18 protein-coding genes are annotated in these 21,080 nt (G+C 75.2%); 10 read left to right on the top strand and 8 right to left on the bottom strand.

Annotation, left to right across the window (positions count from 1 at the left end; genetic code table 11):
- Both Q1V71_RS07355 and Q1V71_RS07350 read left to right on the top strand, forming a co-directional pair.
- Positions 1 to 1,239 carry a DUF58 domain-containing protein gene (locus Q1V71_RS07355; RefSeq protein WP_300642391.1) on the top strand — a complete coding sequence of 413 codons (1,239 nt, stop codon included), beginning with the start codon at positions 1 to 3 and terminating at the stop codon, positions 1,237 to 1,239.
- A complete protein-coding gene (locus tag Q1V71_RS07350; RefSeq protein WP_300642388.1) occupies positions 1,236 to 3,575 on the top strand; it encodes a DUF3488 and transglutaminase-like domain-containing protein in 2,340 nt (779 codons plus the stop codon). Before Q1V71_RS07355 ends, Q1V71_RS07350 begins: the two co-directional genes overlap by 4 nt.
- 124 nt (positions 3,576 to 3,699) lie before the next feature.
- Here the strand turns inward: Q1V71_RS07350 and Q1V71_RS07345 are convergent, their stop codons facing one another.
- The 4 genes from Q1V71_RS07345 to Q1V71_RS07330 all read right to left on the bottom strand — a co-directional run bounded on the left by Q1V71_RS07345 (position 3,700) and on the right by Q1V71_RS07330 (position 10,336).
- Positions 3,700 to 4,152 (bottom strand): DUF3040 domain-containing protein, encoded by a 453-nt coding sequence (locus Q1V71_RS07345; RefSeq protein ID WP_300642385.1) that lies wholly within the window; start codon positions 4,150 to 4,152, stop codon positions 3,700 to 3,702.
- A gap of 123 nt (positions 4,153 to 4,275) precedes the next feature.
- Entirely contained in the window at positions 4,276 to 5,466 is a 1,191-nt protein-coding gene (gene dinB / locus Q1V71_RS07340; protein ID WP_300642383.1) for a DNA polymerase IV, read from the bottom strand.
- An 84-nt stretch (positions 5,467 to 5,550) separates the two neighbouring features.
- Positions 5,551 to 6,297: a methyltransferase domain-containing protein gene (locus Q1V71_RS07335; protein WP_300642380.1), complete on the bottom strand. Its 747-nt coding sequence runs from the start codon at positions 6,295 to 6,297 to the stop codon at positions 5,551 to 5,553.
- Between the two features lie 31 nt (positions 6,298 to 6,328).
- Entirely contained in the window at positions 6,329 to 10,336 is a 4,008-nt protein-coding gene (locus Q1V71_RS07330) for a DNA polymerase III subunit alpha (RefSeq protein WP_300642377.1), read from the bottom strand.
- Positions 10,337 to 10,584: 248 nt separating this feature from the next.
- Between Q1V71_RS07330 and Q1V71_RS07325 the strand changes: the two genes are divergently transcribed.
- Both Q1V71_RS07325 and Q1V71_RS07320 read left to right on the top strand, forming a co-directional pair.
- Positions 10,585 to 10,962 (top strand): DUF6504 family protein, encoded by a 378-nt coding sequence (locus Q1V71_RS07325; RefSeq protein WP_300642374.1) that lies wholly within the window; start codon positions 10,585 to 10,587, stop codon positions 10,960 to 10,962.
- 94 nt (positions 10,963 to 11,056) lie between these two features.
- Entirely contained in the window at positions 11,057 to 11,512 is a 456-nt protein-coding gene (locus Q1V71_RS07320) for an SAV_6107 family HEPN domain-containing protein (protein WP_300642371.1), read from the top strand.
- A 45-nt stretch (positions 11,513 to 11,557) separates the two neighbouring features.
- Here the strand turns inward: Q1V71_RS07320 and Q1V71_RS07315 are convergent, their stop codons facing one another.
- Positions 11,558 to 12,091 carry a hypothetical protein gene (locus Q1V71_RS07315; protein ID WP_300642368.1) on the bottom strand — a complete coding sequence of 178 codons (534 nt, stop codon included), beginning with the start codon at positions 12,089 to 12,091 and terminating at the stop codon, positions 11,558 to 11,560.
- Between the two features lie 67 nt (positions 12,092 to 12,158).
- On the opposite strand from Q1V71_RS07315, the gene Q1V71_RS07310 reads away from it, so the two are divergent.
- Together Q1V71_RS07310 and Q1V71_RS07305 are read left to right on the top strand one after the other, a co-directional pair.
- The gene (locus tag Q1V71_RS07310; RefSeq protein WP_300642365.1) at positions 12,159 to 12,695 is read left to right on the top strand and encodes a YbaK/EbsC family protein; all 537 of its coding nucleotides are present in this window, start codon (positions 12,159 to 12,161) and stop codon (positions 12,693 to 12,695) included.
- On the top strand, positions 12,692 to 13,990 hold the full coding sequence (locus Q1V71_RS07305; protein WP_300642362.1) for an FAD-dependent oxidoreductase: 1,299 nt from the start codon (positions 12,692 to 12,694) through the stop codon (positions 13,988 to 13,990). The genes Q1V71_RS07310 and Q1V71_RS07305 overlap by 4 nt, the downstream gene beginning before the upstream one ends.
- A 65-nt stretch (positions 13,991 to 14,055) precedes the next feature.
- Here the strand turns inward: Q1V71_RS07305 and metF are convergent, their stop codons facing one another.
- Entirely contained in the window at positions 14,056 to 14,946 is an 891-nt protein-coding gene (gene metF / locus Q1V71_RS07300; protein WP_300642359.1) for a methylenetetrahydrofolate reductase [NAD(P)H], read from the bottom strand.
- Positions 14,947 to 15,033: 87 nt separating this feature from the next.
- On the opposite strand from metF, the gene Q1V71_RS07295 reads away from it, so the two are divergent.
- Positions 15,034 to 16,110 carry a polyprenyl synthetase family protein gene (locus Q1V71_RS07295; protein WP_300642356.1) on the top strand — a complete coding sequence of 359 codons (1,077 nt, stop codon included), beginning with the start codon at positions 15,034 to 15,036 and terminating at the stop codon, positions 16,108 to 16,110.
- A 21-nt stretch (positions 16,111 to 16,131) separates the two neighbouring features.
- Here the strand turns inward: Q1V71_RS07295 and Q1V71_RS07290 are convergent, their stop codons facing one another.
- Both Q1V71_RS07290 and Q1V71_RS07285 read right to left on the bottom strand, forming a co-directional pair.
- On the bottom strand, positions 16,132 to 16,599 hold the full coding sequence (locus Q1V71_RS07290) for a ribonuclease domain-containing protein (RefSeq protein ID WP_300642354.1): 468 nt from the start codon (positions 16,597 to 16,599) through the stop codon (positions 16,132 to 16,134).
- Between the two features lie 10 nt (positions 16,600 to 16,609).
- Positions 16,610 to 16,981: an Rv2175c family DNA-binding protein gene (locus tag Q1V71_RS07285; protein ID WP_300642351.1), complete on the bottom strand. Its 372-nt coding sequence runs from the start codon at positions 16,979 to 16,981 to the stop codon at positions 16,610 to 16,612.
- Between the two features lie 172 nt (positions 16,982 to 17,153).
- Between Q1V71_RS07285 and pknB the strand changes: the two genes are divergently transcribed.
- The 3 genes from pknB (at position 17,154) to Q1V71_RS07270 (ending at position 21,065) form a co-directional block, all read left to right on the top strand.
- The gene (pknB, locus tag Q1V71_RS07280; protein ID WP_300642347.1) at positions 17,154 to 19,202 is read left to right on the top strand and encodes a Stk1 family PASTA domain-containing Ser/Thr kinase; all 2,049 of its coding nucleotides are present in this window, start codon (positions 17,154 to 17,156) and stop codon (positions 19,200 to 19,202) included.
- Between the two features lie 73 nt (positions 19,203 to 19,275).
- Entirely contained in the window at positions 19,276 to 20,178 is a 903-nt protein-coding gene (locus tag Q1V71_RS07275) for a deoxyribonuclease IV (protein ID WP_300642344.1), read from the top strand.
- Positions 20,175 to 21,065, top strand: a complete 891-nt coding sequence (locus tag Q1V71_RS07270; RefSeq protein ID WP_300642341.1) for a DMT family transporter — start codon at positions 20,175 to 20,177, stop codon at positions 21,063 to 21,065. Before Q1V71_RS07275 ends, Q1V71_RS07270 begins: the two co-directional genes overlap by 4 nt.
- Positions 21,066 to 21,080: the final 15 nt, after the last annotated feature.

Genomic DNA, 21,080 nt, shown 5'->3' with positions numbered 1-21,080 from the left:
GTGCGCGAGGCTCTGGCCGGCCTGACCGTGCGCGGGCGCGCCTTCGTCGCGGCCGGGGTGACGGCGGTGGTCTGCGCGGTGCTGCTGGGCCAGCCGGCGCTGACCCGCGTCGGGGTCCTGGTCCTGGCCCTCCCCCTGGTCACCGCCCTGCTCCTCGGGCGCAGCCGCTACCGGCTCGCGCTGGTGCGCACCGTGACCCCGGGCCTGGTCGCGGCCGGGCAGGCCGCCCGGGTCACGCTGTCGCTGACGAACGAGGGCCGCACCCCCAGCGGCGTGCTGCTGCTGGAGGACCGGGTGCCGTACGCCCTGGGCAGCCGCCCCCGGTTCGTGCTCGAGGGCGTGCGCAGCGGCTGGCACCGGCAGGTCTCCTACCAGGTGCGCTCGGACCTGCGCGGGCGCCACGAGATCGGGCCGATGCAGGTGCGCGTGACCGACCCGTTCGGCCTGGTCGAGCTCGGCCGCGCGTTCCAGACCACCACCTTCCTGACCGTCACCCCGCGCACCGTCCCGCTCTCCCCGGTGCGGCTCTCCGGCTCCTCGCACGGCTCGGGCGACCAGCGGCCCCGCTCCTTCGCCACCGGCAGCGCGGAGGACGTGACCGTGCGCGAGTACCGCCGCGGCGACGACCTGCGCCGGGTCCACTGGCGCTCCTCGGCACGCATGGGCGAGCTCATGGTCCGGCGCGAGGAGCAACCGTGGCAGGCGCGGGCCACGATCGTGGTCGACAACCGGGCCGAGGCCCACCGCGGCCAGGGGCCGGCCTCCTCCCTCGAGACGGCGGTCAGCGTCGCCGCCTCGGTCGCCACCCACCTGGCCCACCGCGGCTACCAGGTGCGCCTGGTCACCGCCGACGCGGCCGAGCACGCGCTCTGGCACGACCGCGACGCCGACCGCAACACCGCTCCCCTGCTGGAGTCCCTCGCCGTCCTGCAGCCCACCAGCGCGACCCGGTTGGACGCCCGCTGGCTCTCCGAGCCCGGCCACGGCGGCCTCGTGGTCGCCGTCCTCGGGGCGATCGGCGAGGCCGATGCCCCCGTGCTGCGCCGGATGCAGTCCCACACCGCCACGCCGCTGGCCATCGCCCTGGACGTCGACGCCTGGACCGGCCGCCCCACAGGCTCGGCCGCGCCGCTGCTGGCCTCCCAGGGCTGGCGCGCGGTGGCGCTCGGCCCCCAGGACGCGCTGGACCCGGCGTGGCAGGAGCTCGGCAACCGCGTCGGCACCGGGGTCGGGCGATGAGCCGGCCCGCCCCGAGCCCGGGGGCCGCCCTCACCACCGCCGGCTTCGCGGCCGCCACGACGTGGGTGACGCTGCTGTCCTGGCGCGGCTTCACCGACCGGCCCGCCACCTTCCTGGTCCCGCTGGTCGTCCTGGCGGTCGTCGTCGCCGGCGTCGGCGGGCTCGGCCGCGCCGCACGCATCGGCACCGGTGGGGTCCTGCTGCTGCAGACCCTGCTCGGCGGGATGGTCGCCAGCTACGCCGTGAGCGGCTCGCCGGTGCCCATCGGCGGCGCCTGGACCGACCTGCGGGCCGCGGTCGACCTCGCGGTCGAGGGCGCCCAGGCCTTCGCCCCGCCGGTCCCCACGTCGGAGGCCGACGTCGCCCCCCTGCTCATCGGTGGCGGTCTGCTGTGCCTGCTCCTGGTGGACCTCCTCGCCGCCGGCCTGCGACGCACCCCGCTCGCGGGCATCCCCCTGCTGACGATCTACAGCCTGCCCGTCGGCCTGGTCGGCACCGAGCTCACGTGGTGGGTCTTCGCGCTCTCGGCCCTGGGCTTCCTCGTCCTGCTCTTCCGCCAGGAGGCCGCCACGGTCGGCCGGTGGGGCCGGGCCCTCGACGGCGAGGACCGCGCCGCGAGCGCCCCGGCGCTGCAGAGCGCCGGTGTGCGCCTGGGCGCGGCCACGGTCGGCCTGACCGCGACGGCGCTGGCCGTGGTGGTGCCGCTGGCGATCCCGACCCTGGACGTGCAGCTGCTCGACATCGGCCGCGGCACCGGTGGCGGGGACGGCATCGAGATCGAGAACCCCATGGTCGACCTGCGCCGCGACCTCAACCGCGGCCAGGACGTCCCGCTGCTGCGGATGCGCACCGACGACCCCGACCCGTCGTACCTGCGGATCTCGGTGCTCTCGCGCTTCACGGCCAACGAGTGGAGCTCCGGGGACCGGGAGATCCCCACCGAGAACCGGCCCGAGGGACGCGTGCCCGACCTCACCGGGGTCGACCCCGACGTGCCGCGCACCACCTTCGACTACGACGTCGAGGTGCTGGAGGACTTCCGCTCCACCTGGCTGCCGACGATGGCGCCGGTCACCACCGTGCGCGCCGACGGCGACTGGCGCTACGACGTCGAGACGATGGACTTCCTGGCCGCCGACGACGACCTGGACACCTCCGGGCTGCGCTACTCCATGACCGGGGTGCAGCTCGACCTCTCCGCCCAGGAGCTGGCCGACGCCGGCACCTCCGCCGGCCAGGTCTCCGCGGACTTCACCGAGCTGCCCCCGGACATGCCGGCGATCATCCGGCAGCTGGCCAATGACGTGACCGCCTCCGCCCCGACCCGCTTCGAGAAGGCGGTCGCGCTGCAGGACTGGTTCCGCGAGAACTTCACCTACTCCTTGGACCAGGTGCCGCCCGGCAACGGCACCGACGACCTGGTCTCCTTCCTCTCCACCGACGAGGGGGGTCGGGTCGGCTACTGCGAGCAGTTCGCCGCGGCCATGGCCGTGATGGCGCGCCAGCTCGGCATCCCCGCGCGGGTCGCGGTCGGCTTCCTCGTCCCCGACGAGGTCGAGCGCGGAGTCTTCGAGTACTCCGCCTACGACCTGCACGCCTGGCCCGAGCTCTTCATCGCCGGCGCCGGCTGGGTGCGCTTCGAGCCCACGCCTGCCGACCGCGCCAGCGGCGTGCCGACCTACACGCGGCAGAGCGTCGACGGTCCGGTCGAGGAGCCGATCACCCCCGGCGGACGCCCCCAGGACGACACCGCGGCCCCCGGCGGCCCGGCCGACGAGGAGCCGAGCGCGGAGCCCACCGAGACCCCGGAGGCCGGGACCGGGTCCGCCACCGAGACCGGCGGCGTGCCGTCGTGGGTCGGCACCGTGCTGGCCTGGACCGCCGCGCTCCTGCTGCTCGTCGGGCTCGCCGTCAGCCCCCGGGCCTGGCGGGACCGTCGGCGTCGTCAGCGGCTGGCCGGAGGCCCCGAGCACGTGTGGGCCGAGCTGCGCGACAGCGCCCTCGACCTCGGGGTGCCATGGCCCGAGGGCCGCTCGCTGCGGGAGACCGCGGGGGGGCTGCAGCCGCACCTGGCCGGGTCGCAGGAGTCCGTCGCGGCGCTGGACACCTTGGTCGTCGCGCTGGAGCGGTCGCGCTACTCCCGCGCCGGGGACACCGCGACCGCCGGCGACTGGCAGCCCCTGGGTGCTGCGGTGCTGGCCGGCCTGCAGGCCACGGCCGCGGACGGCGTACGACGCAGGGCGGCGTGGGCACCGCGGACGCTGCTGCGTCCGACCCGGGTCTCGGGTCACGCGGCGCCCGCGGTCGAGCGGGAGCTCGTGGACCACGCCCGCTGATCGCAGGCCAGGGCGGCCGGGAACGGCAGGGTCTCGACACGCGGCGCGGCTGTGTCCCGCAGCCGCGTGCTCGCTCGACCCGACAGGGTCGTGGGTGATCTCCGACGTCGATCACCCACGCGCGTCAGAAGCCGCCGTTCTCCTCGCGGCGACGACGCCACCGCTCCTCGACGCGCTCCATGAAGGAACCGCTGGAGCGGGGGCGACCCTTGGCCTTGCCGGCGCGACCGCGGCGGCCACCGTCGATGACGGTGAAGCCGGAGCCGGCGGCACGACCGGCCGGGGCGGCGGGAGCGGACGCGGCCTGGGCCTGGCCGCGCAGGGCGTTGAGGCCGAGGGTGGCGGAGCCGAGCATGACCACGAAGCCGGCGAGGCCGACGGGCCACAGGTTGATGACCGCACCGGTCATCAGGAGCACGATGCCGAGGACGAAGACGACCCCGGCGAGCACCGCGCGACGCCGCGCGGCCTTGCGCAGCGAGGTGCCGCGCAGGGTGGAGACGAACTTGGGATCCTCCTCGGAGAGGGCGCGCTCCATCTGCTCGAGCAGTCGCAGCTCCTCTTCCGAGAGTGGCACGGTTCCTCCAGGTTGCTCGCGTCGCTCCGTGACGGCCCACACAGGCCTGCGGCAAGTCTAGGCAGGCCTCGGCGCGCACGGTAGGGATGCGTCGAATTTGGGCCAGAGGTCCCGACCGCCGCCTCACCCCAGCAGGCTGGCCGGCCGCACCGCGGCACTGCCGAAGCGTCGGGTGGCACGGTCCACGGCGCGGTCGGCCTCGGGCCAGCCGTGCTCCCGCTCCCCCAGCACCTGCTGGTGGTGGACGGTGCTGCGCGGCACCAGACCCTCCACCCGGACCCCGACCAGCCGCAGCCGGGCCCGCTGCAGGCCCAGGGCGTCGTAGAGGCCCACCGCGGTGCGGTAGATCTCCTGGGTGACGTCGGTGGCCTCCTCCCGGGTGCGCGAGCGGGTGAGGGTGGTGAAGTCGGCGAAGCGGACCGTGAGCGTCACCGTGCGCCCCGCGACCCCGGCGACCCGCATCCGGTGGGCGACCTTCGCGGTCAGCGCGAGCAGCTCGCGCAGCACCACCTCGCGGTCGTCGACGTCGCGGCCGAAGGTCTCCTGGGCCCCCATCGACTTGTCGGGGTCGCCCCCGCCGAGCCCGAAGGCCGGCGCCCGGCGGGCGACCACCTCGCGCCGGTCCAGCCCCCAGGCGAGCTCGTGCAGGTGCCGGCCCAGCGCCTGGCCGACCGCGCGCTGCAGCGTGCGCGAGGGGGTGTGGGCGACGTCGCCCACCGTGACCAGGCCCAGGCGGTGCAGCATCGCCCGGGTCTTCTCCCCCACGCCGTACAGCTCCCCCACGTCGAGGGGGTGCAGGAACGTGGTGACCCGCTCCGGCGGCACCACCACCACGCCGTCGGGCTTGGCCCGGCGGCTGGCCAGCTTCGCCACCGAGATCGAGGCCGCGACCCCCACCGAGCAGGTGATGCCCTGCTCGTCGTGGATCGTCGCGCGGAGGTCCTCCGCGATCTGCTCGGGCGGCCCCCAGCGGCGCACGGACCCACGGACGTCGAGGAAGGCCTCGTCCAGGGAGACCACCTCCACCAGCGGGGTCACCCGCCGGAAGGTCTCGACCACGGCGGCCGAGACGGTGCCGAAGACCTCGTGGTCGGGACTGATCGTCACCGCCTGCGGGCACAGCCGCCTGGCGCGCGCCGAGGGCATCCCCGAGCGCACCCCGTGCTCGCGCGCGAGGTAGTTGGCCGAGAGCACCACGCCCCGGTGACCGCCGCCGACGATGACCGGGACCTGCTGCAGGTCCGGACAGTCCCGGGTCGCGACGGAGGCGTAGAAGGCGTCCATGTCGACGTGCAGGATCGGGGTCTCGGTCATCGCCGCCCCCTCAGATGCGGACGTGACGTCTCGAGGGTGCGGAACTGACTGCTCGAGGGTGCAGAACTGACGGCTCGGCGGTCCTCAGGCGCGGGCGAGCAGGTGCAGCTGGGTCGCGAGGGGGAGGTACTCCGGGCGGGTCGCCACGGCGGTCTCGAGCTCGAGCAGGGCCGCGGTGGCACCGGGCTCGAGGTCGAGCAGGGAGCCGGGGACGAGGTCGGCGAAGACCCGCACCCCGTGCACCGAGAGCAGCCCGAGACCGGCGCCGTCGAGCAGCGCGGCGACCTCGTCGTGGGTGAAGCGTCGACCGGCGCGGCCGCCGCTCGCCTCGGGCGAACCGGGTTCGAGCAGGGCGAGTGCCTGGCCGAAGTGGCCGGCCATGGCCCGAGCCAGCACCGCTGCGTGCCGCTGGGCGACCAGGAGCGAGAGGGTGCCGCCGGGGCGCAGCACCTCGCGCAGGGTGCCGAGGGCGGCGGCGGGGTCGACGACGTGCTCCAGCACCCCGTGGCACAGCACCAGGTCTGCGCTGCCGGGAGCGACCGGGCCCTCCGGCGCGAGCAGCGCGGACAGGTCACCCTGGTGCGCGACCACCTCCACGCCCTCCTCGCGGGCACGCCGGCCGAGGGAGGCCAGGGCGTCGGGGCTGGGGTCGACCACGGTGACGCGGTGGCCCAGGCCGGCGACCCGGACCGCGGAGACGCCGGTGCCGCCGCCGATGTCGAGGACGTCGAGCGGGGCGGACCCTCCGTCCCCGCCGAGCACCTCGCGCAGGTCGTCCCACACCACGGCGGTGCGGACGTTGCGACGCTGCTCGCTGCTGGCACCAGACATGGGGCCCACCCTAGGCCGTCGGGAGCGGGGATCACCCGGGGCTCCCGGGGCTGCGGTGCCACAGCTTGCGGGCGACGTCGCGGGTGTCGTCGCCGGCCGGCTTGATGTCGGAGTACGGCGACTGCTTGAACCCGCTGGAGTGCACCAGCACCCGGCGCTGGCCCATGCCGCCTGCGGTGGGGCGCCCGTCGTCGGCGTCGCCGAAGGTCTGCGGGCGCGCCATCACCGGCCGGCTCGCGCGGCTCTCGGCCGCCCCCGGCCCGGCCAGCTCGACACCGACCCCGCCGAAGCCCTCGGGCACCACCGCCATCGCGGCCCGGACCGCCTCGACCCCCTCCTCGCGCCAGGTCCGGTGCAGGAGCGGCAGCTCCCAGCAGCCGGTGGCGCGCAGCGAGACCCCCCGGTGGCCGGTGCGGCGCAGCTCCCCGCGCACCAGCAGCAGCCAGGAGTGGAAGACCGTGGCGGCGTACGGGCCCTGGGCGTCCTCGAAGAAGGTCGCGTCGACCGGGCCGGTGCCGTCGTCGAGGGTCAGGAAGACGACCCGCCTGCCCGAGCGGATCGGCGGGGTCTGGGTCGCGACCTTGACCCCGGCCACCAGCAGCTCGGCCTTGCTGCGCTGCCCCAGCAGGTCGCGGCTGCGGGTCACCCCGAGCGCGTCGAGGAACGGGCCGTAGGTGTCGACCACGTGCCGGCTGGCGTCGAGGCCGAGGATCTCCAGCTCCGCACGCATCCGCTCCTCGGCGCTCATCTCCGGCAGCCCGGAGACCTCGCCCTCCCCCGGCGCGTCGCCCAGGTCGAGGGCGAGCTGCACCGACTCCACCGGCTCGGGCACGGGCGCGGTCCGCGCCTGCGCCAGCGAGCGGCCCCAGATGCCCGTGGGGCCCCCGGCCGGGCCTGCTGCCAGACCAGCTGCACCCACGTCGTCGGGGCGCCGGTCGCCGCGCAGGTCGCGCTCGCCGACCGGCTCGGCCTCCCGCTGCCGGTCCCGTACGTCGGCGTCGGTGCTGTTGCGGGCTGCGGCCGCCTGCGCGACCTGCTGGGCCCGGGTGCGCCCGCTCGCGCGCGGACGGCCCCGGCCCCGGGCCGCGGCCCGCTCGAGGGCGCGGCCGTGCCGGTCGAGCTCGGCGACCTGGAGCAGCAGGTCGCGCCGGGTGACGGTGCCGCGGCGGCGTACCTCTCCCCCGTCGGGGGCGGCCCCCAAGCCGTAGGTCGAGTCGAACGCGCCGGCCAGCACCAGCCGCTCCACCACCGGGCGCGAGACCCGCGCGCGGTGCCAGAAGTCGGTGAGGGAGTGGTAGGGCCGGGCCGCGACGACCCGGTCGACCTCGGCCTCGCTGATGCCCTTGACCTCCGAGAGCGCCAGCCGGATGCCCCAGCGGCGGGACCGTCCCGTGCTGGGCTCGTGGTCCTGCCACCACGGCGTGGTCGGACCGGGCCCGTCCCCCTCCTCGACCACCTCCACGGAGTACTCCTTGCCGCTGGCGGCGACGTCGAGGGGCAGGATCTCGATGCCGCAGTGGCGGGCGTCCTCGAGGATCAGTCGCTTGGGGTACATCCCCGGGTCGTGGGTGAGCACCCCGGCCAGGAAGTGCGCCGGCCAGTGCGCCTTGAGCCAGGCCGACTGGAAGGTCGGCAGCGCGAAGGCCGCGGCGTGGGCCTTGCAGAAGCCGAAGGAGGCGAAGGCCTCCAGCACCGACCACACCTCCTCCACGACGTGGAGCGGGTAGCCGCGGCCCAGGGCGCGCGGGAAGAACCAGACCTTGGTGTCGAGCATGCCCTCGCGGCTGCCCAGCGCCCGGCGCCGCTCGTCGGCCTGCGCGAACGTGACCCCGGCGAAGCAGCCGATGATCTCGATGACCTGCTCGTGGAAGACCACGACACCGTGGGTCGGGCCGAGGATCGGGCGCAGGTCCTCGTGGAGGTAGCGCGCGGGCCGCCAGCCCTGCTTGACCTCGAGGTAGGGGGTGATCATGTCGCTCTTGACCGGCCCTGGCCGGAAGAGCGAGATGTCGGTGATGACGTCCTCGAAGCTCTCGATGCCGGACTTGCCGACCAGCTCGCGCTGGCCCGGGGACTCGATCTGGAAGATGCCGAGGGTGCGGGCGGTCGAGACCATCTCGTAGGTCGCCGGGTCGTCGTGCGGGACCTGCGCCTCGTCGTCGAGGTCGACCTCCACCCCCTCGACCCGGCGGATCTCGGCCACCGCGTGCGCCATCGAGGACTGCATCCGGATGCCGAGCACGTCGAGCTTGAGCAGGCCGAGGTCCTCGACGTCGTCCTTGTCGAACTGGCTCATCGGGAACCCGGCGTAGGACGCCTCGACCGGGGTGCGGTCCAGCAGCGTGGCGTCGGAGAGCAGCACCCCGCACGGGTGGACCGCGACGTGGCGCGGCAGCCCGTCGAGCCGCTCGACCAGGGAGAACATCAGGTCCAGCCGCTCCTCGCCGAGCCCACCGGCGCGCAGCTCGGGCAGCTCGCGCAGGGCGGTGCGGGCGTCGCGGGCGCGGATGTGCGGGAAGGCCTTGGCGATCGCGTCGGTCTCCAGCGGTGGCATCCCGAGGGCGGCACCGACGTCGCGCACGGCGTGCCGGACGCGGTAGGTGTCCATCATCGAGACGCACACGCAGCGCTCGCCGCCGTAGCGGTCGAGGATCGCCTCGTAGACCTCGGTGCGCCGCGCGGACTCCACGTCGACGTCGATGTCGGGCAGCGCCTGGCGCAGCGGGGAGAGGAAGCGCTCCATGAGCAGCTGGTGGCGGATCGGGTCGACGCCGGAGATCCCGAGCAGGTAGTTGACCAGGCTGCCCGCGCCGGAGCCCCGCGCGGCCACCCGGACCCCGAGGTCCTTGATCAGGTCGGTGACGTCGCCGACGGTGAGGAAGTACGACGCGTAGCCCAGCTCGCGGATCGTGGCGAGCTCGTCGTCGAGCCGCTTCCACACCACCTGCAGCCCGCTGCTGCCGTAGCGGCCGCCGATCGCGGCCTCGCAGCGGACCCGCAGGAGTGCGTCCGCGTCAGCGGCCGGGCCTCGAGACGCCTCGCCCGGCCCTCGCGCGAGCTCGAACTCCGGGAAGTGCACCTCCCCCAGGCCGAGGTCGGAGGCCGGGTCGAGGGCGCAGCGCTCGGCCAGGGCACGGGTGCGCGCCAGCAGCCGGGCCGCCTCGGCCGGGCCGCCGCCGGCGGCACGGGCGACCTCCTCGGCGACCAGGCGCATCTCGGGACCGGACTTCAGGTGCCCCTCGGCGTTGGCGCGGTCGACGTGGCGCCGGTCGAGCGCCACCAGCCGGCGGGCGGCGTCGAGGACGTCGACGGTGAGGGCGTCGCGGCGCTCGGCGTAGCGCACCTGGTTGGTCAGGACCGTGGGAAGGCCCACCTCCGCGGCGATCCCGGCAAGGCGGGCGGCGTGCGCCGCACTGCCGGGCGTGCGGTGGGAGACCAGCTCGACCTGCAGGCAGCCCCGGGGCACGCGGCCGCGCCAGCGGGCCAGCTCGGCCCGGACCAGGTCGTCGCGCCGCTCCACCACCGCCGGGCCCAGCAGGGAGCCGGGGCCCAGCAGGACCACCAGGTCGCCGGAGACCAGCAGGCCCGCGACCTCCGGGTCGTCGGGGTCGAGCACCGGCGTGCCGCGCTCACCGGCCAGGTGGGTGGCCGAGAGCAGCCGGCACAGCGCCGCCCAGCCGCCCCGTCCACCGCCGGGCCCGGCGGCGTGCGCCAGGACCGTGACGCGGGGCAGCCGCGGGTCGCGGAAGGCACCGCCGCGCACCGGCGTACGAGGTCGGGGCGAGGGGGACGGGACGCCGGGACCCGGGCCTGCTCCCCCGGGCTGGTGGGCCAGGTCGACGCCGAGGACCGGGGCGATGCCCGCGGAGGCGCAGGCCTTGGCGAACTTGACCGCGCCGTAGACCCCGTCGCGGTCGGTGAGGGCCAAGACGTCCATGCCGTGCTCGACGGCGCGCTCGACCAGCCGCGGCGGCAGGGAGGCGCCGTGGCGCAGGGAGTAGCCGGAGGCCACGTGGAGGTGGGGGAAGGGGTCGGGCACGGCACACCTCTCGCATCGGTCTCGACCCCGGACACGGCACTCCTCGCACCCGGCCGGCACGGACCGATGCCGGTCCAGCACCGGCTCGATTCGTCGAACACGTGTTCGAAGAAGGCGTCACCATAGCCCCCCGTCACGCTCGGCCGTCAAGTGCTTGACGGACTGTCGGAGGTCGGGAGTACCGTCGTCACCATGGTCGAACACGTGTTCGATCCAGCGTTCGACCCGAGGTGCGGAGGAGGTGCGCGGTGCGACGTTACGACGAGCCCGTGGAGGTACGGCGCGGACCGGTCGCGGACTGGCCCGAGGAGGGTCCGGCCCAGTTCCTGTGGCGCGGGCGGCTGTGGAAGGTGCGCGGCGTGCTCGCGCACTGGGTGGAGACCGGCGCGTGGTGGCAGCACGGCGGGGTCCGGGCCGTCCTCGGCTCCGAGGACTCCCCCCAGCAGCCGGGCCAGCAGCCGGGCCAGCAGCCGGGCGGCACGACCCTCGAGGAGCTGCTCGGCGAGCGGCGGCTGTGGCGGGTGGAGGCCGGCCGTGGCCCGGCCGGGGGCGTCGGACCCGGCACCTTCGACCTGTGCCACGACCCCGTCGAGGACCGGTGGCAGCTCGTGGGCTGCACCGACTGAGCCCCCGATCGAGCCCACCAGGTCAGAGCCGACGACCAGCCCCCGACGACCAGCCCCGACGACCAGCCCGCCCGATCCCACCCGAGGAGCCCCGATGACCACGCACCCGACCTACGCGCCGCACGTGCTGCCGGCGACGACCCACTCCTACCTCGCCCGCTCCGCGGAGTCGCTGGCCGAGGCGATGGGCACCCGCGACGTCCCCACCCGCTACGCCTGCGCCCATGTCGCAGCCCTGCGTGCGGCCGCCGCGCTGCTGGCCGCGCGGGCCCGACCCCAGCCGACCCGCGGGAAGCGGCAGAAGAACGCCTGGGTCCTGCTGGCCGAGGTCGCACCCGAGCTGGCGGAGTGGGCCGGGTTCTTCTCCGCCGGCGCGGCCAAGCGCGCCGCGGCCGAGGCCGGGTCGCGCCGCGCCGTCACCGAGCGCGAGGCCGACGACCTGGTCCGCGACGCCGACCGCTTCCTCGCGGTGGTCGAGCAGGCCCTCGGCCTCGTGCCGCACCCCGTCGGCACCGTCGGCTCGGGGCTGCTGCAGCACCGCGCCGGCTAGGCCCTCCCCGGCCTCGCCGGTGGGCTCAGCCCAGATCGGCCCAGATCAGAAGGCGCCGGAGTCCACCCGGGCGCGGGTGGCGCGCAGGTGGTCGGTGGTGCGCGGGTGCCACATGGCCACGAGCAGCGCCACCACCAGCACGATGCCCAGGACGCTCAGCGCCGAGAAGGTCAGCGGCGGCTCGACCCGCAGGCCCGAGCCGGTCGCGATCACGGTCATCACCAGCAGCACGGTCAGGCAGACCCGCGCCCAGTGGTGGCCGTTGGCGTAGAACATCGCGAGCACGGCGACGAGGGAGGCCACGGTCAGGTACAGCACCGCGGAGACGGCGAAGAACTGCGGCACCGCGATCGGTCGCTCGTCCATGAGGTAGTCCAGGCCGCGCTGGGCGACGATCTCCCGCGCCTGCCGGTGGCCCTCGGCCCAGTTGAGCACCATCTGCTCGCGCAGCAGGCCCACTAGGGCGACCGTCAGCAGCCCGAGGGCCAGGACCGCCCCGAGCAACCAGAGGGAGACCCGGTGCGCGGTCGGCGTCCCGGTCGGTGCGTCCTCGACCCTCGCATCCACGTCGCTGCTCACGCCCCGACTCTACGACCTCGGCGGACCGCCTGCCCCCAGGGCCGTGGCTCCTCCTAGGGTCTGACCCATGCCTGCCGAGCCCCCCTCCCCCGAGCCCCCCGACGCGGCGGCCACAGCGGCAGCCGACCACCCCGGGGTGGCGCGGTTCCGTGCCGAGCACCGCCGGCTGGGTGGGACGGGCCGGATCGTGGTGCTGCCCGATGCCGTGCACACGGCCGCGCTGGCCGCCGAGGCACTGGGGTGCGAGGTGGGAGCGATCGCCAACAGCCTGGTCTTCGACACCGGCGAGGGCCCGGTCCTGGTCCTCACCTCGGGCTCCCACCGCGTCGACACAGGTGCCACCGCCGCGCGGATCGGCGTGCCCCGGCTGCGCCGCGCCTCGCCCGACTTCGTCCGCGAGCACACCGGCCAGGTCATCGGCGGTGTGTCCCCCCTTGCCCATCCCTCCCCCGTGCCGACCTACCTCGACCGCGCCCTGGCCGACCACGAGGTCGTCTGGGCGGCGGCCGGCCACCCGGCCGCGGTCTTCTCCACGACGTACGCCGAGCTGCTGGCCCTCACAGGCGCCCGCGAGGTCGAGGTCGGACCCGAGGCGTCGGCGTGAGCCGCGTCGTCGTCCTGGGTGGCGGCTTCGGCGGGATGGCCGTGGCCGCCCGGCTGGCCAAGACCGGGCACCAGGTGGTGCTGGTCGAACGGGCGGCGAGCCTGGGCGGCGCGCTCGGCTCGATCAGCGAGGAGGGCTTCACCTGGGACGCCGGGCCGACCCACACCCTGCTGCCGGCGGTGGTGCGCGACCTGTTCCGCAAGACCGGTCGCCCGTTGGAGCGCGAGCTGGAGCTGGAGCCGCTGGAGCTGCTGCGCGAGCACCGCTTCGAGGACGACACGACCTTGTCGCTGCCCTCGGCACGGGCCGGCCAGCTGCGGGCGTGGGACGCCCTCGAGCCCGGCCTGGGCCAGCGGTGGACCGAGCACGTCTACTCCTTCACCGAGGACTGGGAGGTGCTGCGCCACCACTACTTCGAGCACCCCTGGGACCGCACCGCACTGCCCGCGCAGGTGCGGCAGCGCCTGGACTCCCGCGAGATGCTGCACAAGCGGCTGCGCCGGAGGTTCCGGGACGAGCGGCAGCGCGAGGTGGCGGCCTACCCCTTCCTCGCCGACGGCCACGACCTGCGCAACGTGCCGGCCTGGATGGGCCTGGTGGCGTTCCTGGAGCAGCGTTTCGGGGCCTGGACCGTCCCCGGGGGCATGGCCCGGCTCGGCGAGGTGCTCGGAGCACGCCTGGCCACCCGCAAGGTGGAGGTGCTGCTGGGCACCCGCGCCCTGGACGTGCTGGTCCGCGAGGGGCGTGCGGTCGGGGTGCGCACCTCGGCCGGTGACCTCGAGGCCGACGAGGTGGTCTGCGCCATCGACCCGCGGGCCCTGCCCGCACTGGCCCGGCTGGTGGAGCGGACGATGCCGGCCATCCCGCCGGTCACCTGCCACCTCGGGCTGGAGGGCGAGGTGCCGCAGCTGCCGCACGAGGTGGTCCTGCACGGCGACCCGATGCTGGTCGTGCGGACCGGCGGCACGGCTCCCGAGGGCCGCCACGCCTGGACGGTGCACGGTCGCGGCAAGCTGGCCGAGGACGTGCTGCGCGCGCTGGCACGGGCACGTCTGGACCTCCGCGACCACGTGGTGCACCGGGTCGACCGCTCTCCTCGCGAACAGGTCGAGGCCTGGTCGGGCTCCCCGCTGGGCGTGCTGTGGCAGGGACGCGGCACGGTCCGGGCCCGGCTGGGGCCGGACACCCCGGTCGCCCACCTCCACGCGGTCGGCGCACACGCGACCCCCGGGTCGGGGCTGCCGTTCGTCGGGCTGTCGGCCGCGCTGGTCGCCGAGCGGATCGGCCCCGCCTGACAGCACCCGTCTGAGAGCACCCGCCTGAGAGCACCGACCGAGAGCACCCGACGGCGCCCCGCGGATCAGGGCCTGACGTCGAGCTTCTCGAAGATCTCCAGCGTCGCCTTGGAGCGGTTGAGCGTGTAGAAGTGCAGCCCCGGCGCCCCGGCGTCGAGCAGCTCCTGGCACAGCTCGGCGGCCAGCGCGATGCCCTCGGCGCGCATCGAGACGGCGTCGCCCTCGTGGGCGGCGATCCGCGAGACGACCTCCTCGGGCACGTCGGTGCCGATCAGCTCGCCCTGCCGGCGGATCGCGGCGAGGTTCAGGATCGGCATGATGCCCGGGAGGATCGGCAGGTCGACGCCGCGCGCCCGGACCCGCTCCACCAGGGAGACGTAGTCCTCGGCGCGGAAGAACATCTGGGTGACCGCGAACTCCGCACCCGCGCGCGCCTTGGCCGCGAGCACGTCGGCGTCGTGGTCCAGCGACGGGGAGGAGGGGTGGCGCTCGGGGAAGGCGGCGACGCCGATCCGGAACTCGCCCCGCGCCGCCACCAGCTCGACCAGCTCGGTGGCGTAGGTGAGCCCGCCCTCGGTGGGGGTCCAGTCGGCACGCGGACCGCCCTCGGGGTCCCCGCGCAGCGCCATCACGTGGTGCACCCCGGCGGCGGCGTACTCGTCGAGCACCGACTCCAGCTCGGCACGGGTGTGGCCGACGCACGTGAGGTGCGCCATCGGCAGCATCGAGGTCTCCTGCGCGATCCGGCGCGTGACCCGCACGGTCGTGCCGCGGCTGGAGCCACCGGCGCCGTAGGTGACCGACACGAAGGTCGGGCGGTAGGGCTCCAGGGCACGCACGGCGTCCCACAGCTGGGCCTCGCCGGCCTCGTCCTTGGGCGGGAAGAACTCGAAGGAGAAGGACTTCTCCCCCGCCTCCACGACCTCCCGCAGGGAGCGTCCACGCCCGATGCTCATGACGTCGAGCGTACGCGGGACGATCCCACGAGACCCGCCCCGTCCACCCACCGGCTCGCGCTCGGGCGCGCCGACTAGGGTGCGGACGTGACCTGGGACGCGACGCCCTTCCGGACCCGCGTGCAGCGGGCGCTGGACGACTTCCTCGACACCCAGGCCGAGCGGCTGGAGCCCCTGGGGCCCGACGCCGCGCGGCTGCTGGCCGAGGCCCGCGCCAGCGTGTCGGGCGGCAAGCGGCTGCGCGCCGCGTTCTGCTGGTGGGGCCACCAGGCCGTGTCCCCCGCGCGGGTCGAGGACGAGGACGCCCTCGCCCGGGCGTGCGCGAGCCTGGAGCTGCTGCACGCCAGCGCCCTGGTGCACGACGACCTGATGGACGCCTCCGACACCCGCCGCGGCCGGCCCGCGACCCACCGGGCGTTCGAGGCCGAGCACCGCACCGAGGACGCCGGGCGCGGCTGGCGCGGCGACCCGGAGCAGTACGGCGCCGCCGCGGCCATCCTGCTGGGCGACCTGCTCCTGGCCTGGGCCGACGAGCTGCTGCGCACCTGCGGTCTGCCTGCCGAGCGGGTGCTCTCGGCCCTCGACGTGCTGGACCACACGCGCACCGAGGTGATCGCAGGGCAGTTCCTCGACGTCTCCGTGCAGGCCCGCGGCCGCGCCGACGTCGACGCGGCGATGACCGTGCTGCGCTACAAGTCCGCGAAGTACTCCATCGAGCGGCCGCTGCACACCGGAGCGGCGCTGGCCGGGGCCGACCCTGCCACGACCGCGGCCCTGCGTGCCTTCGGCCTGCCGCTCGGCGAGGCCTTCCAGCTGCGCGACGACCTGCTCGGTGTCTTCGGCGATCCCGCGGTGACCGGGAAGCCGGCGGGCGACGACCTCGTGGAGGGCAAGCGCACCGTCCTGGTCGCGCTCGCCCTCGACGCCGCGCCCGACGACGAGGCCGCACGGCTCGACGCCGCCCTGGGTCGCCCGCTCTCACCGGCCGAGGTCGACGACCTGCGCGGCATCATCGAGCGCTGTGGTGCCCGTGAGCAGGTCGAGGAGGTCATCGCCGCCCTCACCGACCGCGCCCTGGCCGTGCTCGACGGCGCCGACCTGCGCCCCGAGGGCGTCCAGGCCCTGCGCGACCTCGCCGAGGCGGCCACGCAGCGCTCCGTCTAGGCCAGAGGTGCGCGGAGCAGATCAGGGTCCGACGCGCGCGAAGGTCGCGCCGCCGTCCCGGCTCCAGTAGATCTCCCCGGCGCCGCCGACGACCAGCCGGTCCGGCCCGGGCTCCGCGACCGTGGCGGGAGGCACGGGGTAGAGCGTGTAGTAGGCGCCCGGCTGCGGGGGCAGCAGGCCGGCCGGGTCGTCGAAGGGCGAGCCCTCGGGCGGGTCGGTGTCGTCGAGGGCGACCACGACGTCCAGCGCCGCCTCGGGCAGCAGCGCGGGAGCGACGTACGGCAGTCCGCTCTCGGGGTCCTGGGTGGGCGGCATCTCGGTCATCGTCGTCTCCCCGTCGCCGGGCGAGCCACCGGTGCGCGAGCCCGGGTCCCCACCGGCGAACGCCCAGATGCCGACCGCGAAGGCCAACACGAGGAACATCGCGAGCGCTCCGGAGGGTCCACCGCGCGGCGGCCGGACGTTCTCCGGGGAGAGGCGGTAGACCACCGTGGCCGTCCTAGAAGGCCAGGGCCTGGGCCCGGCGCTTGACCTCCGAGCCGCGGTTCTCGTGCAGCGCGTCGATCGGACGTCCGGGCAGGTCGGCGTCGAGGAAGATCCAGGCGATGCACTCCCGGTCGTCGAAGCCGGAGTCGTGGAGCAGGGTCAGCAGGCCGGGCAGCCCCTTGACCGGCTGGGCGCCGTCGAGGAAGAGGGCGGGCACCCGCTGCCCCGCGCGCTCCCACGGGACGGCGGCGGCGAGCTGGTGCTCGCGGATCATCGTGCGGACCTTGCCCACGCTGACCCCGAGCCGCTCGGCGACCTCGGCCCACTCCAACCACTCGTCCACGAGGGCGGAGAGGTCGTGGTCGGCCAGACGGGTCTCACTCATGGCTCCAGTCTGGCACCCCACCCGCAGTCGCCCACCACCCAGAGGCAGGCACGCAGGCACGCACGGAGCCGGGCACGGAGGCAGCCACCCGCCACGCCCGGGCCCGGGGGGCAGCCGGGCCGCGGGCCCGCCCGAACGTAGGATGAGCCCTCCGGAACGCAGGAGGCTCGCTGTGACAGACCGGGAGCCGCAGGGCCAGCTCCTCGACGGGCGCTACCTCGTCGGCCCGCGCGTCGCCCGGGGCGGGATGGCCTCGGTGCACGAGGCCGTCGACCAGCGCCTGCACCGCACTGTCGCGGTGAAGATCATGCACCCCGGGCTCGGGGACGACGGCGACTTCGCCGCCCGCTTCGTGCGCGAGGCCCGGGCGGCCGCACGGCTGAGCCACCCCAACATCGTCGCCGTCTACGACCAGGGCGACGACGACGGCACGCTCTTCCTGGCGATGGAGCTGGTCACCGGCCACACGCTGCGTGACACCGTCACCAAGGAGGCCCCGATGCCGCCGGCCCGGGCGCTGGCGCTGCTCGAGCCGGTCGTCTCCGCCCTGGCCGCCGCGCACCGGGCCGGGATCATCCACCGCGACGTCAAGCCGGAGAACGTGCTGATCGCCGACGACGGACGCGTCAAGGTCGCCGACTTCGGCCTGGCCAAGGCCATCGGCACCGACACCCAGCACACGGCCACGGGTGGGGTGCTCATCGGCACGGTCTCCTACCTCGCGCCCGAACTGGTCTCCGAGGGCACCAGCGACGCGCGCGCCGACGTCTACGCCGTGGGCGTGGTGCTCTACGAGCTGCTGACCGGCTCCAAGCCGCACGAGGGCGACACCCCGATCCAGGTCGCCTACAAGCACGTGCACGAGGACGTCCCGGCGCCGTCGCTGCGGGTCCCCGGCATCCCGGCGTACGTCGACGCGCTGGTGGCCCGCGCCACGGCCCGTGACCGCACCCAGCGACCCGCCGACGCCGGCGTGCTGCTCCGCCACGTGCACCGGGTCTCGAACGCGTTGGCCGCCGGCGTGAGCGAGGACGTCGAGCTCACCCAGGACCTCACCCCGCTGCTGGCCGCCGTCGCCGCCGCGGGGGTCGACACCGACGAGCCGCCCGCGGCCGACCAGCACCGGCTCGGCGACACCTCCCCCGAGGTCTGGGAGCCCGAGGAGCTGGCCGACCTGGCCGCCCTGGGCGTCCTGCCCGGCTCGGCGGGCGACACCGAGGCGACCACGGTCGTCGCACCGGGCGGCAGGAGCGTCGCAGCGCCGGCCCGGCCGGACGCCGCACGCCCCACGAGCCCTCACCCGGGCGGATCCGCTGCTCACCCCGCCCGCCGGCGCCGCTGGCGCGGCCCGGTCGCCCTGCTGCTCGCCCTCCTGCTGGCCGCCGGCGTCGGGCTCGGTGCCTGGTGGTTCGGCTGGGCCCGCTACACCACCGTGCCGACCGTCCTCGGCCAGACCGAGACCTCGGCGGTCGCCGAGCTCGAGGAGGCCGGCTTCGAGGTCGACCTGGCCGACGGTGTCTACAGCGAGTCCGTGGACCGCGGCGACGTGGTCAGCAGCTCGCCCGGCCCCGGCGACCGGGTGCTGCCCGGCGAGACCGTCACCCTGGTGCTGTCGCTGGGCGTGGAGAAGTACCCCGTGCCCGCGCTCGAGGGGCTCACCGAGGGCGAGGCACGCGACGCGCTGGAACAGGTGTCCCTCGAGGTGGGCCGGGTGAAGGAGAAGTTCTCCGAGACCGTCGAGAGCGGACGGGTCATCCGCCACGACCCGGGCGAGGGGCGCCAGCTGCGCCCGGGCAGCGCCGTCGACCTCGTGGTCAGCAAGGGACGCAAGCCGATCAACGTCGGCGACTGGGTCGGCGAGGACGCCGACCGCGCGCAAGCCGTCCTGGAGCGCAAGGGCCTGGTCGTGGACCGCGCCCAGGAGCAGTTCGACGACACCGTCCCCGAGGGCGCGGTCATCGCCCAGACCCCGCAGTCGGGCACCCTCTTCCGCGGCGACACGGTCACGCTCGTGGTCTCCCTCGGCCCGGAGCTGGTCGAGGTGCCCAACGTGCGCGCCCAGGGCGTGGAGTCGGCCCGCCAGGAGCTCGAGGCGCTCGGCTTCGTCGTGCAGACCGTCAACGCCAGCGGCTACCTCGGCCTCGGCTTCGTCTTCAGCCAGGACCCCGGCGGCGGCCAGTCAGTGCCCCGCGGCAGCACCATCACGCTGTCGATCATCTGAGGGCGCTCACTTCCCGGCACCCGAGGACGGCCCCGGTGCCGCCCCGCCGACGTACGACGGCGAAGATGCGCCCATGCCCTTCGACCCCGCCCCCCGCAACCCGATCGGGACCCACCTGCTCGTCGGGAAGGGCCTGGTCGCCGGCGCGCTGGCCGACGCCGAGCGGCTCGGCTGCGAGACGCTGCAGGTCTTCGTGGGCAACCCGCGCGGGTGGGCCCTCAGCGCGGGCAAGCCGGCCGAGGACGAGGCGTTCCGGGCCGCGGCGGCTGAGCGTGGGATCCGGACCTTCATCCACGCGCCGTACCTGGTGAACCTGGGCTCACCCACACCGAGCACCTACGACAACAGCGTGGCCGTGGTCGCGCACAACCTGCGCCGGGCCGCGGAGATCGGCGCCGAGGGCGTGGTGGTCCACACCGGGTCCTACGTCGACCCCACCCCCGGTGACGGGCGCGAGCGGCACGAGGCCGCGATGCGGCAGGTCCGCGAGGGCCTGCTGCCGCTGCTGGAGCTGCTCGGCGACGACCCGTCCGACGGAGGACCATGGCTGCTGCTGGAGCCCACGGCCGGCCAGGGCCGCTCGCTCTGCGCCGGGGTCGAGGACCTCGCGGGCTACCTCGACGCCCTGGACCACCACCCGCGCGCGGGCATCTGCCTGGACACCTGCCACGTCTTCGCCGCCGGCGCCCCGCTCGACGAGCCGGGCGGCGCCACCGCCACCGTCGACCGGGTCGTGGAGATCGGCGGGCCGGGCCGGCTGCGGCTGGTGCACGCCAACGACTCCCAGGACGTGCGCGGGTCGATGAAGGACCGGCACGAGCGGATCGGGCAGGGCCACATCGGCGCCGACGCCTTCGGCGAGCTGTTCGACCACCCCGCCCTCACTGGCGTGCCGTTCGTGCTCGAGACGCCCGGCTCCCGCGACGAGGGCGGCGACCTGGAGGTGCTCAGGACCATCAGGGACCAGCGGTCATGACGTCGCGCCGCACCTCCCTGCTCGCGACCCTGGCGCTGCTCGCGATGACCGCCTCCTGGGGCTCGACGTTCTTCCTCATCCGCGACCTGCTCGACCGGGTGCCGACGCTGGACTTCCTGGCCGTCCGGTTCCTCATCGCCACCGCGGCGATGCTGCTCGTCGCACCGCAGGCCGTGCGGCGGCTCAGCCCGGAGTCGCGCAAGCACGCCGCGGTGCTCGGCGGGGTCTACGGCGTCGCCCAGGTCCTCCAGACCGCCGGCCTGGCCCACACGCCCGCCAGTGTCTCCGGCTTCGTCACCGGGATGTACGTCGTCCTCACCCCGCTCCTGGCCGCGGTGCTGCTCCGCACCCGGATCGGCCTCCTGACGTGGGCGGCCGTGGCGCTCGCGGCCCTGGGCCTGGGCGTGCTGACCCTGCAGGGCTTCTCGGTCGGCTACGGCGAGGCGATCACCCTGGTGGCGGCCGGTCTCTACGCGCTGCACATCGTGGGCCTGGGCGCCTGGTCGGACCCGCGGCAGGCGCTCGGGATGTCGATCGTGCAGATCGGCGTGATCGCGGTGCTGTGCTCGATCGCGACCCTGCCCGACGGCGTGGTGCTGCCCGCGACCGGCGCCGACTGGGCCTCGGTGGTCTACATGGCGCTGGTGGCCGGCGCTGCCGCGATGCTGGCCCAGACCTGGGCGCAGGCGCACCTGCCGCCCACGCGCAGCGCCATCATCATGTCGATGGAGCCGGTCTTCGCGGCCTCCTTCGCCGTGTGGCTCGGCGGGGAGGCCGCCACGACACGCATGCTGCTGGGCGGTGCGATGGTGCTGACCGCGATGCTCCTCGTCGAGCTCGCCCCTAGGCGCAAGGTGGAGGGCGAGGTCCAGCACCTGGTCGTCTGACCGGCTCGCCGCGCC

The sequence above is a fragment of the Nocardioides sp. genome (genome assembly GCF_030149505.1).
Classification (GTDB): domain Bacteria; phylum Actinomycetota; class Actinomycetes; order Propionibacteriales; family Nocardioidaceae; genus Nocardioides.
This window is presented reverse-complemented; position numbering and strand designations above follow the sequence as displayed.

Coding starts and splice junctions, on each gene's coding strand:
- Q1V71_RS07350 (WP_300642388.1), top strand. CDS start 1,236: ATGAGCCGGCCCGCCCCGAGCCCGGGGGCCGCCCTCACCACCGCCGGC.
- dinB (WP_300642383.1), bottom strand. CDS start 5,466: ATGACCGAGACCCCGATCCTGCACGTCGACATGGACGCCTTCTACGCC.
- Q1V71_RS07335 (WP_300642380.1), bottom strand. CDS start 6,297: ATGTCTGGTGCCAGCAGCGAGCAGCGTCGCAACGTCCGCACCGCCGTG.
- Q1V71_RS07320 (WP_300642371.1), top strand. CDS start 11,057: ATGACCACGCACCCGACCTACGCGCCGCACGTGCTGCCGGCGACGACC.
- Q1V71_RS07310 (WP_300642365.1), top strand. CDS start 12,159: ATGCCTGCCGAGCCCCCCTCCCCCGAGCCCCCCGACGCGGCGGCCACA.
- metF (WP_300642359.1), bottom strand. CDS start 14,946: ATGAGCATCGGGCGTGGACGCTCCCTGCGGGAGGTCGTGGAGGCGGGG.
- Q1V71_RS07285 (WP_300642351.1), bottom strand. CDS start 16,981: ATGAGTGAGACCCGTCTGGCCGACCACGACCTCTCCGCCCTCGTGGAC.
- Q1V71_RS07275 (WP_300642344.1), top strand. CDS start 19,276: ATGCCCTTCGACCCCGCCCCCCGCAACCCGATCGGGACCCACCTGCTC.
- Q1V71_RS07270 (WP_300642341.1), top strand. CDS start 20,175: ATGACGTCGCGCCGCACCTCCCTGCTCGCGACCCTGGCGCTGCTCGCG.